Source organism: Botryobacter ruber, assembly GCF_003347595.2.
Lineage (GTDB): Bacteria > Bacteroidota > Bacteroidia > Cytophagales > Hymenobacteraceae > Pontibacter > Pontibacter ruber_A.
The window spans coordinates 65,008-77,838 of the sequence record NZ_QCZK02000006.1; the positions used below are offsets into that span (position 1 = coordinate 65,008).

The 12,831-nt window shown below is 53.4% G+C and carries 12 protein-coding genes and 1 riboswitch; of the genes, 2 read left to right on the forward strand and 10 right to left on the reverse strand.

From position 1 onward, the window contains the following. Positions 1-46: 46 nt before the first annotated feature. From DCW36_RS01030 to thiS, 8 genes are all read right to left on the reverse strand, one after another. Complete coding sequence (locus tag DCW36_RS01030) at positions 47-466, reverse strand: type II toxin-antitoxin system VapC family toxin (RefSeq protein WP_114783045.1); 420 nt, start codon at positions 464-466, stop codon at positions 47-49. Further along, positions 463-711 carry a DUF6364 family protein gene (locus tag DCW36_RS01035; RefSeq protein WP_114783046.1) on the reverse strand — a complete coding sequence of 83 codons (249 nt, stop codon included), beginning with the start codon at positions 709-711 and terminating at the stop codon, positions 463-465. The genes DCW36_RS01030 and DCW36_RS01035 overlap by 4 nt, the downstream gene beginning before the upstream one ends. A 98-nt stretch (positions 712-809) precedes the next feature. Further along, entirely contained in the window at positions 810-1,919 is a 1,110-nt protein-coding gene (gene thiH / locus DCW36_RS01040; protein WP_114783047.1) for a 2-iminoacetate synthase ThiH, read from the reverse strand. Between the two features lie 298 nt (positions 1,920-2,217). Further along, complete coding sequence (locus tag DCW36_RS01045; protein WP_114783048.1) at positions 2,218-2,994, reverse strand: thiazole synthase; 777 nt, start codon at positions 2,992-2,994, stop codon at positions 2,218-2,220. Positions 2,995-3,267: 273 nt separating this feature from the next. Then, positions 3,268-3,909: a thiamine phosphate synthase gene (locus tag DCW36_RS01050; RefSeq protein ID WP_114783049.1), complete on the reverse strand. Its 642-nt coding sequence runs from the start codon at positions 3,907-3,909 to the stop codon at positions 3,268-3,270. 4 nt (positions 3,910-3,913) lie between these two features. Further along, positions 3,914-4,666, reverse strand: coding sequence for a hydroxymethylpyrimidine/phosphomethylpyrimidine kinase (locus tag DCW36_RS01055; protein WP_114783050.1), 753 nt, complete (start codon positions 4,664-4,666; stop codon positions 3,914-3,916). Positions 4,667-4,793: 127 nt separating this feature from the next. Further along, positions 4,794-6,656 (reverse strand): phosphomethylpyrimidine synthase ThiC, encoded by a 1,863-nt coding sequence (thiC, locus tag DCW36_RS01060; protein WP_114783051.1) that lies wholly within the window; start codon positions 6,654-6,656, stop codon positions 4,794-4,796. A 270-nt stretch (positions 6,657-6,926) separates the two neighbouring features. Then, positions 6,927-7,160 carry a sulfur carrier protein ThiS gene (gene thiS, locus DCW36_RS01065; protein WP_114783052.1) on the reverse strand — a complete coding sequence of 78 codons (234 nt, stop codon included), beginning with the start codon at positions 7,158-7,160 and terminating at the stop codon, positions 6,927-6,929. Between the two features lie 48 nt (positions 7,161-7,208). Continuing rightward, positions 7,209-7,316, reverse strand: a riboswitch (TPP riboswitch). 130 nt (positions 7,317-7,446) lie between these two features. Here thiS and DCW36_RS01070 point away from each other — a divergent pair. After that, the gene (locus DCW36_RS01070; protein WP_114783053.1) at positions 7,447-8,778 is read left to right on the forward strand and encodes an MFS transporter; all 1,332 of its coding nucleotides are present in this window, start codon (positions 7,447-7,449) and stop codon (positions 8,776-8,778) included. Positions 8,779-8,797: 19 nt separating this feature from the next. Here the strand turns inward: DCW36_RS01070 and DCW36_RS01075 are convergent, their stop codons facing one another. Continuing rightward, complete coding sequence (locus DCW36_RS01075) at positions 8,798-11,806, reverse strand: FAD-binding and (Fe-S)-binding domain-containing protein (RefSeq protein WP_240675994.1); 3,009 nt, start codon at positions 11,804-11,806, stop codon at positions 8,798-8,800. A 118-nt stretch (positions 11,807-11,924) separates the two neighbouring features. On the opposite strand from DCW36_RS01075, the gene DCW36_RS01080 reads away from it, so the two are divergent. Then, complete coding sequence (locus DCW36_RS01080; RefSeq protein ID WP_164890994.1) at positions 11,925-12,611, forward strand: MCP four helix bundle domain-containing protein; 687 nt, start codon at positions 11,925-11,927, stop codon at positions 12,609-12,611. Positions 12,612-12,634: 23 nt separating this feature from the next. Here the strand turns inward: DCW36_RS01080 and DCW36_RS22695 are convergent. Next, positions 12,635-12,831, reverse strand: a 197-nt coding sequence (locus tag DCW36_RS22695; RefSeq protein ID WP_205702849.1) for a hypothetical protein, incomplete at its 5' end; no start/stop codon positions are given.

Genomic DNA, 12,831 nt, shown 5'->3' on the forward strand with positions numbered 1-12,831 from the left:
ATGGGAGCAGGAATTAAAAACTTCCGTGGGAGCTGCTTGTACTTCTTTATAAATTTAATAGTTCTGCTGCAGACTCAGGAGAAAAAACGGGAAGATTGCTCTTTTTAAAGTCTTTGATATTTCTGGTGACAATCAGTTCTATAGCTGCTACAGATTCCGCCGCGAAACCTTGAATGCCATCTTCAAAATCTTTAAAATCAGAAGCAATCGCTTTATTCAGAATCACACCATCTATGGCTACAATCTCGACATATTCTGCAAGTGTTTTTAACAGCCCTATTGTTTTAGCATGAGCATGCACCTGCCTGACTATGTAGTAAATATTGTTAAAGGAGATTGCCGCCACATAGAGCTTCACTTTGCTATCAGCTGCTGCCTGGAAAAGAAGGGCAGCCTGGTCAGCGAATGGTTTACGGTCGATAAGAAAATCAAGCAGGATGTTGGTGTCCAGGAAAAAGTGTTTCACAGCTGATACTTCTTGTTTAACGCCTGTTGAAGTTCCTTTTTATAATCTAAGTCAGCAGGAAGCTTTACCGAGCCCTGCAGCTTTTTTATATCGGGAGATATTTCAACTACTTGTTTTTCCTTTTTTACAATAACCTTCAGGTAGTTTTCTATCAAATCCGACAAACTGCGCCCTTTCCGTCTGGCCAGCGCTTTTGCTTCATCCACCACATTTTTATCAATTGATATTGTTAGCTTGGACTGCATATACGTATATTTTTATTTACAAATATACGTATAAATTTTCAGTTTGTTAACTGTACCTATGCTAACTGGTGCCTTGTTATTTCACACACTTATAACACTTAACTCAACACCGCATCCCAATCCTTCCACACCGCCTCGTAGCCCTGACTGCGAATCATACTCAGGATTTCAGCGGGTGTCCGGTCGTCGCTGATTTCGAACTGTTCGAGGGCTTTTTCCTGCGAGGCGTAGCCGCCTGGGTCGGTTTTGGAGCCGGCGCTGATGGAGGTGATACCCAGTTTGATGGCGTTGTTCCGGAAAGTATGGCTCTCCCGCGTTGACAGCGACAGCTCCACTTCTTCGTTAAAGATACGGTAGGCACAAATCAGTTGCACCAGTTCGCGGTCGTTCATCTCCACTTTCGGAGGTAAACCGCCGGAGAAGGGGCGTAGCCTGGGGAACGAAAGGGAATATTTTGTTTTCCAGTACTTCCGCTCCAGGTAGCTCAGGTGCAGGGCCGTGAAGAAGCTGTCGGTGCGCCAGTCTTCGAGGCCGATGAGCACGCCTAAACCTATTTTGTGGATTTCGGCACGGCCCAGGCGGTCGGGCGTTTCGAGGCGGTACTGGAAGTTTGATTTCTTGCCTTTGGGGTGGTGCTTCTTGTAATCCTCCTGGTGGTAGGTTTCCTGGTAGACCAGCACGGTGTTCAGGCCCAGCGGAATCAACTCCTCGTACTCCTCCTGGTCGAGGGGCTGCACCTCCATGGAGATGTGCGAAAAGTGTGGTCGCAGGAGCTGTAGGGCATTTTTGAAGTAGGGCACGCCTACCGTCTTGTTCGCCTCCCCCGTTACCAGCAGCACATGATTGTAGCCGTAGCTTTTAATCACCTCCACCTCTTTTAGCAGCTGCTCGTCGGTGAGGGTAGTGCGGGGTATTGGGTTGTCGAGACTGAAACCGCAGTAGGTACAGATGTTCTGGCACTCGTTGGAGAGGTACAGCGGGATGTACAGCTGCAGTGTTTTACCGAACCGCTTCTGCGTGAGCTGCTGGCTCAGCACCGCCATCTGCTCCAGGTAGGGCATAGCAGCCGGCGAAATCAGTGCCTTGAAGTCTTCCAGGTCACGCTCCGGCTTCGCCAGCGCCCGCTCTACGTCTGCGCCTGTTTTGGCATAGATGCTCTGCTTTACCTGGTCCCAGTTGTGCTGTTCGAAAAGGGTACTAAAACTCATTTTAAGTTAAGAGTTATGAGTTGAAAGTTAGGAGTTATTTCATACCTATTGGCACCGGTATTGTGTAGGGACAGGTCGTGACCTGTCCAATCGTGCACTGGCAATCGTGCAGGTAAATCTTCGTTTCACATCCAATCCCTGCCGCAAGTTTAGCGGCAGCGTAACTTGTGGCTAATCATGAGGCCAGTTTGTAACTGGCGTTCCTGTATAATACTTACGCCAGTTACAAACTGGCTGTCATAGCAAAACACCAGTTACCGCTTCGCTCAAACTGGCGGTAGAAAATTTATAAAATTACCTACAATTCATCCAGAAACGCCGTCAGCGGACTGCTGGCTACTGCGGCATGTGTGTTGGTTGGTGCCAACTTTGCCTCGTAGGCCATACGACCTGCCTCCACTGCCATCTTAAAAGCGCGCGCCATCAGTACCGGGTTGGGCGATACGGCGATGGCGGTGTTTACCAAAACGGCAGCTGCCCCCAACTCCATCGCCTCTGCGGCATGCGAAGGGGCGCCTATACCGGCGTCTACCACCACCGGCACATTGCTCTGCTGGATGATGATTTTCAGGAACTCGCGGGTCTGCAGGCCACTGTTGCTGCCGATGGGCGAACCAAGGGGCATCACGGCAGCAGTGCCCACCTCCTCCAGGCGTTTGCACAGCACCGGGTCGGCGTGGATGTAAGGCAGTACAATGAAACCCAGCTTCACCAGTTCCTCGGCCGCCTTCAACGTTTCGATGGGGTCCGGAAGCAGGTACTTCGGGTCGGGGTGGATTTCGAGTTTGAGCCAGTTTGTTTCCAGCGCTTCGCGCGCCAGCTGGGCTGCAAAAACAGCTTCTTTGGTATTGCGCACGCCCGACGTGTTGGGCAGCAGGTTGAACTGCGGGTGCGACAGGTGCTGCAGGATATCATCGTCCTGCCGGTGCACATCCACCCGCTTCAGAGCCACCGTTACCAACTCAGAACCCGATGCCAGCAGCGCCTCCTCCATCTGAAGGCTGGAACTGAACTTGCCCGTGCCGGTGAACAGGCGGGAGGTAAAGGTTTTATCGGCTATTTTTAATGGTTCCATAACTTTCTTCTTGATAGCAAGTTTTCTTTCTGTTTCCGCTGGTGCGAGTTTGTAACTCGTACCAATTCTATTTTTTATTCAGCTGCTTATTCTTTTGCAGTGAATGGTACAAGCTGCAAGCTCGCACCAGCAGTAGCTGCTTTATTTTTGTCTGAATCACGGATTAAGTGGATTACAGGATTTCACGGATTCTTGTAAAACAATTAAAGATATGTTTTCACTTTTACGTTCGGACAAAAACTGTGTAATCCATGAATCCGCTTAATCCGTGATTCAGACAGCTACACCACTCAACACCTCCTTAAAACCCTTCACCACCTGTGCCTTATCCTCCGCCAGGTTGATAACCGACGACACCGCCACCCCATGCACACCAGCGGCCAGCAAAGCGGCTACATCTGCTACTACAATGCCGCCTATGGCAATAACAGGTGTGGTAATGCCCGCTGAACAGCACTGCTGCAACAGCGTTTCATACCCGCTCAGGCCCAGAATCGGGCTCAGATTTTCTTTGGTGGCGGTAAAGCGGAAAGGACCTAAGCCAATATAATCTACTCCAGCTGCCACCAAAGCCACTGCATCTGCAAAGGTGTTGGCCGTGCCGCCGATAATCTTATCCGGCCCTAACAGTTGCCGCGCCTCCCCCGGCGACAGGTCGGTTTTGCCCAAATGTACCCCGTCAGCGTCTACTTCAGCGGCTAACAAAGCATTATCGTTGATGATGAAGGTGCTGCCATACTTCCGGCAGATTTCCCGGGTTTGCAGGGCTTCTTCCTTCCACTGTGCATAGGGCTGATTTTTTACCCGCAGCTGCACCCAATCTGCGCCTGCCGCACAGGCTGCCTCGGCGGCCTGCGCGTGGCTTTTGCCGTTCAGTGCCTGCGTAATGTAATGCAGCGTTGCTACCTGTTTCATTTTCCTAAAATTTATGGTAACCGAGCAGCGACGGATTGCTGCTCAGGAACCGGCTTACATAGGTTTTGGCTCTCAAACAAGCCTTCGGCAAGGCATAGCCATGGGCTACCTGTGCGACAACGGCAGCGGATAACACGCAGCCTGACCCATGCTTGGGATGTGCCATTACCTGCCGCGGACGAAACGCCTGCGCCTCTCCTTTGCTGTACAAATAGTCGTAGCCTTTCCTGTCTTCGTTGTGGCCCCCTTTCAGGAGCACCTGGCAGTGCTGGCTCAGGAATGCGGCACCTTCCGGAGCGGGTATACCTGAAACAAGTTGCTCCATTTCCAGCCAGTTGGGTGTTACAAGGTACAGCTTCTGGCAAAGCGCCTCCAGTTGCTGCCTGTCTACCTGCTCATGAAAGGTAAAGCCTGCACTCGCTTTCAGAATCGGGTCCCAGACAATCCGGATACCAGGATGATACTGCCGGAGCAACTCCACCAGTTCGTGCAGCACTTCCAGGTTCTGCACCAATCCTATCTTCACAACCTCCACCGGATATCGCCGCAACAGCGGCTCCAGTTGTAACTTCAGCTGCGGAAAGGTCATCCATTCCAGCCCGTCGAATTCACCCTCATTCTGATAGGTGAGCGCCGTACAGACGCCAAGTCCCTGCACCCGCAGTGCCTCAAATGTTTTTATGTCAGCCGTTACTCCCGCTCCACCACTCGGGTCGAACCCCGCAATGGAGAGGGCAAACGGTCGTTTTATCTTCATAGGTTGGAAAAGCTGTTGTGGCTGTCTTTGTCATTTCGACCGTAGGGAGAAATCTGGAGTATCGGTAAAGATTGAAATACCAGATTTCTCCCTGCGGTCGAAATGACAAAACATACTTATCGATGTCTTACAAATAAATTTCCGAACCCTGCGCTTTAAAGGCCTCTGCTCTTTCCTCCATTCCCTTACCCAGTGCTTCTTCCGTTTCCACACCTTGCTTTTGAGCGTAGTCGCGGACTTCCTGGGTTATTTTCATGGAGCAGAAGTGGGGGCCGCACATGGAGCAGAAGTGGGCTACTTTGGCACCTTCGGCTGGCAGGGTTTCGTCGTGGAACTCGCGGGCCGTGTCGGGGTCGAGGGACAGGTTGAACTGGTCCTGCCAGCGGAACTCGAAGCGGGCTTTGCTCAGGGCATTGTCACGGTACTGGGCACCGGGGTGTCCTTTGGCTAAGTCGGCAGCGTGGGCAGCTAACTTGTAGGTGATTACGCCGTCCTTCACGTCTTTCTTGTTTGGCAGGCCCAGGTGCTCTTTCGGCGTAACGTAGCAAAGCATGGCCGTTCCGAACCAGCCAATCATGGCGGCGCCAATGGCGGAGGTGATGTGGTCGTAGCCAGGCGCAATGTCGGTCGTCAATGGCCCGAGCGTGTAGAATGGTGCTTCGTGGCACTCCTTCAGCTGCTTCTCCATGTTCTCCTTGATGAGGTGCATCGGCACGTGGCCCGGACCTTCAATTATCGTCTGCACATCGTGCTTCCAGGCAATTTTGGTCAGCTCGCCCAGTGTTTCCAGCTCGGCAAACTGTGCTTCGTCGTTTGCATCGGCTATGGAACCAGGACGCAGACCGTCACCCAGCGAGAAGGCCACATCGTAGGCTTTCATGATTTCACAAATCTCTTCGAAGTGCGTGTACAGGAAGTTTTCCTTGTGATGCGCCAGGCACCATTTGGCCATGATAGAACCGCCACGCGACACAATACCGGTCACGCGTTTGGCCGTCATCGGCACGTAGCGCAGCAGCACACCGGCATGGATAGTAAAGTAATCCACCCCCTGCTCTGCCTGCTCAATCAACGTATCCCGGAAAAGCTCCCAGGTCAGGTCTTCGGCTTTCCCGTTTACTTTTTCCAGCGCCTGGTATATCGGCACGGTGCCAATCGGAACGGGTGAGTTGCGGATAATCCACTCGCGGGTTTCGTGGATGTTTTTGCCCGTAGAAAGGTCCATGATGGTGTCGGCGCCCCAACGGCAGGCCCATACGGCTTTCTCCACTTCTTCCTCGATGCTGGAGGTAACAGCAGAGTTACCAATGTTGGCGTTTATCTTCACCAGGAAGTTCCGGCCGATAATCATAGGCTCGCTTTCGGGGTGGTTGATGTTGCTCGGAATAACGGCACGGCCTGCTGCCACCTCGTCTCTTACAAACTCAGGCGTGATGAAACCTTTGGGCGTATTGGCACCAAAGCTATGTCCTTTATGCTGATGCCCCAGTTCCTGCAGCTCCTGGATGCGCTGGTTTTCACGGATGGCGATGTACTCCATTTCCGGCGTAACAATGCCTTTGCGGGCGTAATGCAGCTGGCTTACATTCTGCCCCGGCTTGGCACGCAACGGCTTCCGGATGTGCTCGAAACGGAAGGCATCGAGCTGGGTATCATTCTTCCGGGTCTTTCCATACTCCGACGACACCTCCGGCAGTTCTTCCACATCGCCACGATTCAGAATCCACTCTTCGCGCAGGCGTGGCAGCCCCTGCTTCACATCGATTTCTACGTTCGGGTCGGTGAAGGGGCCGCTGGTGTCGTACACGGTTACCGGCGCATTTGGCTCCCGGTTCTCTACGCCCAGGAAATGGTTCACGGTATCTTCCAGCGCAATTTCGCGCATGGCTACTTTAATATCGTGCAGCTGCCCCGGCACATATACTTTGCGCGAACCCGGAAAAGGGGCACGGGTGATGGCGCTGGCGTTAGGTGTTTTCTCTTTTCTCATGGATAAATGGAAATACTATGTAACTGTTCGTATTAGTTGCTATTTGTGTGATAAGTCCGATTCCTGCCGCAAGTTTAGCGTAGCGTAACTTGTGGCTGTCTATCGGGGAAGCTTTCAGCTTCCGTGACAGTACCTCTTGCCGACTTTCACAAGCACGCCAGTTGAAAACTGGCGGTATGATTTACCACAAGTTACGCTGCGCTAAACTTGCGGCAGTGGTATTCCTTTCCGCTGTTCCGGACATGGATGTCCGAATGAGCGGATGCTTAGCTACCCCCCCTGTGTAGCGCGGATAACGGTAACCTTGTCGTTTTCCCGGAGCTGGTGTGCTTCCCACTGGATTTTGGGCACGATCTGGTTATTGACGGCAATGGCGATGCCACGCGTATGCGGCAATTGCAAACGGTTGAGGACGTGCGCGACCGACTGGGGGAGCTGTAGCTCCTCGGGCTGGTTGTTAATAAAGATTTTCATAAGTTGCCGGGAATGGGATGCAGATAGCATTGACGCCTAAGCGCCGGGAGGCAACAAGAAGAAGTAAGAAGACGGATGTGTTTTTCATATACTTTTCCCTTCGTCAGTGCTAACTGTATCAGGTTCAGAGGGTATTTCTCAGTTCAGGTACGCTATTGGTAGCGCAGAACACCCCTAAAGTTTCCGTCAAATGTAAAAGATGCTTTGGAGAAATGCAAGCAGCACAGGCACTTCTGAAAGAAAAACATTTATTTACAACTTCTGCCGAGGCGCAGTACGTAAGAAAAAAGCTCATTCAAATTATCATTCAATAACAATGGCTCAGGAAGCAGATACGACGAGTAAGCTTAATGGAATGTTCCGGGCGCTGCAGTACCGTAATTACCGACTCTTTTTTTCAGGCCAGAGCATCTCCCTTATCGGCACCTGGATGCAACAGATCGCCCTGAGCTGGCTCGTGTACCGCCTCACCGATTCTGTGCTGCTGCTAGGGGCTGTGTCCTTTTCCAGCCAGGTACCAACTTTTCTGCTTGGCCCATTTGCAGGCGTTGCCGCCGATAAGTTTAACCGTCACCGCGTGTTGCTGGTCACGCAGTTCCTCTCCATGCTGCAGGCTTCTACTTTGGCTACCCTGGTGTTAACGGATACGGTGCAGATCTGGCATGTGATGGCACTCAGTGCCTTGCTGGGCACCATCAATGCATTTGATATTGCCGCACGACAGGCCTTTGTGATAGAACTGGTAGAGAAACGGGAGGATATCAGCAACGCCATCGCCCTGAATTCTTCCATGTTCAACATGGCGCGACTGGCAGGCCCTACCATAGCGGGGATGCTGATAGCAGTAGTCGGGGAAGGCATGTGCTTCCTGATCAATGCGGTCAGTTATGTTGCCGTAATTGCTTCGCTGCTGCTCCTGCGGCTGAAGCCATTTGAACGTGTACTGCAGGAGCGCAAGGTGTGGCATTCGCTGCAGGAAGGTTTTTCGTATGCCTTTGGCTTCCCCCCTATCCGGGCACTGCTGCTGGTTGTAGCGCTGCTCAGCCTGTTCGGCATGCCGTTCAGCGTAATGATGCCTGTGTTTGCGCGCGATATTTTACACGGCAGCGCCACCACCTTAGGCTACCTGATGGGAGCATCGGGCATAGGCGCTTTGTTTGGAGCGCTTTTCCTGGCGCAGCGTAAGTCGGTACTGGGGCTGGGCAAGATCCTCGTATTTTCGATGCTGCTGTTCGGGGCTGCGCTTATGGCTTTTTCCTTTTCAGAGATCCTGTTCGTGTCGCTGCTGTTTATGCTGATCAGTGGTTTTGGGATGATCATTACCATGGCTTCGTGCAACACGCTGCTGCAAACCATTGTGGAAGACGACAAGCGGGGCCGCGTGATGAGCCTCTACAGCATGGCGTTTATGGGCATGGCGCCCTTCGGCAGCATGCTGGCCGGGGCGGTGGCCGAGCATATTGGCGTTGCCTACACCCTGGCAGGCTGCGGCTTCCTGTGCGTCATCAGTATTCTGCCTTTTGCCTGGCACCTGGGACGCCTGCGCCGGATGGTGCACCCCATTTACCAGCGGCTGGGCATCCTGCCGGAGATTGCCGTTGGCCTGCAGTCGGCCTCCAACCTGACGGCGCCACCGGAGGAACGCTAGCAGCTGAACTTTCCTGCCGCTACTTTTTCGCCAGTGCCTGCCACAGGATTTCTGCCGGATGCAGGGCTTCACGTTGAGTTCCGTCTTTGATCTGGTGCCGGCAACTGGTGCCGGCTGCTGCAATAAGGGTATCGGGAGCCTGCTCCTGTACCGCCGGGAACAGCACCAGGCTCCCGATTTTCATCGACACCTCGTAGTGCTCTTTCTCATAGCCAAAAGAACCGGCCATGCCACAGCACCCGGAAGGAATCAGCTCAACCTGGTAATTTTCGGGCAAGGCCAGTATTTTGTGCGTGGGCGCCAGCACGTTGAGCGACTTTTGGTAACAGTGCCCGTGCAGCTTTACCAGCTGCTGTTTTTTAGTGAACATATCAGGTGTGATATGCCCTAGCTCCGCTTCCCGCAGCAGGAACTCCTCCAGCAGAAACGAATTCCGGGCCAGCTCCTGCGCAGCGGGCAGCAACTCCGGCGATACCAGGTCAAGGTACTCATCGCGGAAAGTCAGAATAGCGGAAGGCTCGATTCCAATGAGCGGAATATCGTTCTGCACCACCCTCGACAGCCGCTGCACATTTTCGTTTGCTATTTTCTTCGCTTTCCGCACCAGCCCCTTCGACAGGTACGTGCGCCCGCTCTCCAGGTGTTCCGGCAGCACTACCTCATAGCCCAGCGCAGTGAGCAGCTTCACGACGGTTTTGCCAATCTCCACATCGTTGTAATTCGTGAACTCATCACAGAACAGATTTACCTGCCGCCGCTTCACCCCTGCCTGCTGGCTTTCTCCGGATGCTTTTCGTGCTTTGTCCCACTTCTTTTTCCAGCTGCGGAGGGTGGTGCTGCCTACTGTTGGCAAGGAGCGCTCGGGTGCAAAACCGATGACTTTCTTTACTAGCTTGCTCGTGAAGTTATTTTTCACCATAAAATTGTAGAGCGGCGGGAAGAAGGAGGCCAGCTGCTGCGATTTGGTAAAATGACCTATCAGCCAGGTGCGGGGCGATACGCCGTTGGCATCGTAGTAGTGCTGCAGGAATTCGGCTTTCATCTTGGCCACATCCACACTCGACGGACACTCCGACTTACAGGCTTTGCAGCTAAGGCACAGGTCCATCACCTCTTTTATTTCCTGGTGATCGAAGCGGTTTTCCTTTTCAGAGTTGGTCAGGAACTGCCGCAGGATATTAGCCCTTGCCCTTGTCGTGTCTTTTTCCTGGCGCGTAGCCATGTACGAAGGACACATGGTGCCGCCGGTAACGTGGGTTTTGCGGCAGTCGCCGGAGCCGGAGCATTTCTCGGCCAGCCGCAGTATGCCTTCCTGGCGCGAAAAGTCGAACAGCGTCTCGACCGGTATGATCTGCTTGTCGGCCTCGTAGCGCAGCGCCTCGTTCATGGGCGGTGTGTCTACAATCTTGTGGGCGTTAAACACCCCGTTCGGATCGAAGGTCTGCTTTACCTGTTTCAGCAGGCCATACACTTCCTTGCCCAGCACCGTTGGGATAAATTCGCCCCGCAGACGTCCGTCGCCGTGTTCGCCGCTCAGGGAGCCGTTGTATTTCTTCACCAGCAGCGCCGTTTCGTGCAGCACCGTCCGGAACAGGGCTTTTCCTTCGGATGTTTTCAGGTTGATCATCGGCTCCACGTGCAGTTCACCGGCACCGGCATGGGCGTAGTAGGACGCGCTGAGCTTGTACTTGTCCAGGATCAGTTGCAGGTCGGCGATGTATGCGGGCAGGTCTTCCGGCGACACGGCGCAGTCTTCGATCAGGTTGACCGGCTGAGAGTCGCCAGGCAGGTTGCGGATCAGGCCCAGTCCGGCTTTACGCACATCCCAGGCCAGCTTCGTCTGCGCACCCCGGATGAGCGGATACGCATAGCCCAGGCCTGCCGCTTTTAATTCTGCTACCAGCGCTTCTGCCTTCGCAGTAATTTCTTCCTGCGAGGCCGCCATAAACTCTACCATCAGCAGGGCCGCCGGCTCGCCTTCAATAAAAAAGCGGTTGAACTGGTACACCGGGTGCCCTTTGGTAAAGCCCATGATATAATCATCCACCAGTTCCGAGGCCATGGGCTGGTGCCGCAGCGCCACCAGGTTTGCCTGCAGCGCCTCCTGCAGCGAATGACAATGGATGCAGATCAGGCCTTCTTCCTTCGGCGGCAGCGGGATCAGGTTCAGCTTTGCCTCCGTTACAAAAGCCAGCGTCCCTTCCGATCCTGCCAGGATGTTGCATAAATTTAATTCTGCTGCACCAGCCACCACACCCGCTGCTGCTTCTGCCAGCAGCATATCCAGGGCATAGCCGGTGTTGCGGCGGGTAAGGGTGTGCTTGGGATAATTCTCCCGGATAAGCGCCCGGTTTTCCGCGTTGCCGAGCAGCTGCTGCAGGTTGCGGTAAATGGTGCCTTCCAGGTTATCCTGTGCTCCTTTAGCTGCCACTTCGTCGGCTGATAAGGCTGTAAAGGCTGTTGCTGTACCATCGCTCAGCAGCACGCTGGCCGAGAGCAGGTGGTCGCGGGTATCGCCCCAGACGATGGAGTGCAGGCCGCTGGAGTTGTTGCCGATCATGCCGCCGATCATGGCGCGGCTGGCCGTAGACGTTTCAGGACCGAACATCAGCCCGTAAGGCCGCAGGTAGGCGTTCAGGTCGTCGCGGATTACGCCCGGCTGCACCCGCACCCAGCGCTCCTGCTGGTTCACCTCCAGCACCTTGTTAAAGTATTTCGAAATGTCGACCACCACACCTGCGCCTACCACCTGGCCTGCCAGCGATGTACCGGCAGCTCTCGGAATGAGCGTCAGTCCATGCCGGTTAGCAAATAAAATCAGCGCCCGGATATCGGCTACGGTTTTGGGGAGCGCCACCGCCACCGGCAGCTCCTGGTATACCGAAGCATCGGTGGCATACACCCGCTTCTGGGCTTCGTGCAGCGGCGAATCGTCGAAATACAATTCCCCGTCAAATTGAGCAGCTATATCTGCAAAGGCAGCGGCAAGGGTGGCAGCAGTCATTTTATTCCTGAAAAAAATATTCATTCATCAATCAGCACTAAATCTACAAAAGGAAGCGCAGGTGTGCTAATTAGTTTTTGTTTCGGTTGAAAATACTGATACATTTTACTATCTTCAATTTAACAGGAGAAAGGGCATGCATATGAAAAAGTTCCTCAATAACCGACAACGCCGCAGAATCGCATTTGCCTTATGTGCCGTGTTCATCATTATTGTGCTGGCCAACTGGTGGGTAAGTTACACCATGACGCAGGTGAGCAGCCAGGTGGAATCGGTGTACCAGGACCGGCTGGTGCCGGCGCTCGATATTGCCGCCATCCAGGAACGTTTTTATCAGAACCGGGTACTGCTCGAGGAGCACCTGCACACAGATGTGCCGGCACTACAACAGCAACTGGAAAACAGTCTGCACGAAAACATGCGGGAAGTAGATTCCCTGGCAGCAAAGTATGAAACCACTTTCCTGACAAGCCAGGAAACCGAGAACTTACAACTGTACAAAAACGCCGTAGCGCACCTGACTACAGTACAGCTGCAGGCAATAGAACTAAGCCGGGCGGGCGATAAAGCCGCTGCCGACAGTTTGTTTAAAGCAGCGGTGGTACCGGCTTTCAATACGCTGCTGCTGCCCATGCACACCCTTAGTCAGTTGCAGCAGGTTGTCGGGCACGAGGTATGTGCGTCTGCAGAGCAAAAACTCAGCAGACTGCAGATGCTTTCCACACTGGTTATTGTGCTGGCCGTGGTGCTGGCTTTACTTGTGGGCGTGCTGCTGCAAACCAACCACCAAAACATCCAGATCAACCCCCAGCAGTTCCACTTAAATTAGGCGCTTCACCTGCTTTACCAACTTCAAAATTCTGCAGCACCTGCCACCACTCCCACTGCTGCTTCGCTAGCTGCCAGCAGAGCCAAAGCTGCACCAAAAGCACCTGCACGTTGAGCTTGTGTAACGACTTTGTTGCAACGGATATAAGAAGGGGATATAGCTTGATTAAAAAGTAGAGTTGTAGCGTATCTTAGAAGCGACCAAACTTTTAAGAAGCGAT

Bases quoted from the DNA above. Each gene is read 5' to 3' on its own strand.
- DCW36_RS01035 (WP_114783046.1), bottom strand. From the start codon at position 711: ATGCAGTCCAAGCTAACAATATCAATTGATAAAAATGTGGTGGATGAA.
- thiH (WP_114783047.1), bottom strand. From the start codon at position 1,919: ATGAGTTTTAGTACCCTTTTCGAACAGCACAACTGGGACCAGGTAAAG.
- DCW36_RS01045 (WP_114783048.1), bottom strand. From the start codon at position 2,994: ATGGAACCATTAAAAATAGCCGATAAAACCTTTACCTCCCGCCTGTTC.
- DCW36_RS01050 (WP_114783049.1), bottom strand. From the start codon at position 3,909: ATGAAACAGGTAGCAACGCTGCATTACATTACGCAGGCACTGAACGGC.
- DCW36_RS01055 (WP_114783050.1), bottom strand. From the start codon at position 4,666: ATGAAGATAAAACGACCGTTTGCCCTCTCCATTGCGGGGTTCGACCCG.
- thiC (WP_114783051.1), bottom strand. From the start codon at position 6,656: ATGAGAAAAGAGAAAACACCTAACGCCAGCGCCATCACCCGTGCCCCT.
- thiS (WP_114783052.1), bottom strand. From the start codon at position 7,160: ATGCTATCTGCATCCCATTCCCGGCAACTTATGAAAATCTTTATTAAC.
- DCW36_RS01070 (WP_114783053.1), top strand. From the start codon at position 7,447: ATGGCTCAGGAAGCAGATACGACGAGTAAGCTTAATGGAATGTTCCGG.
- DCW36_RS01075 (WP_240675994.1), bottom strand. From the start codon at position 11,806: ATGAATATTTTTTTCAGGAATAAAATGACTGCTGCCACCCTTGCCGCT.
- DCW36_RS01080 (WP_164890994.1), top strand. From the start codon at position 11,925: ATGAAAAAGTTCCTCAATAACCGACAACGCCGCAGAATCGCATTTGCC.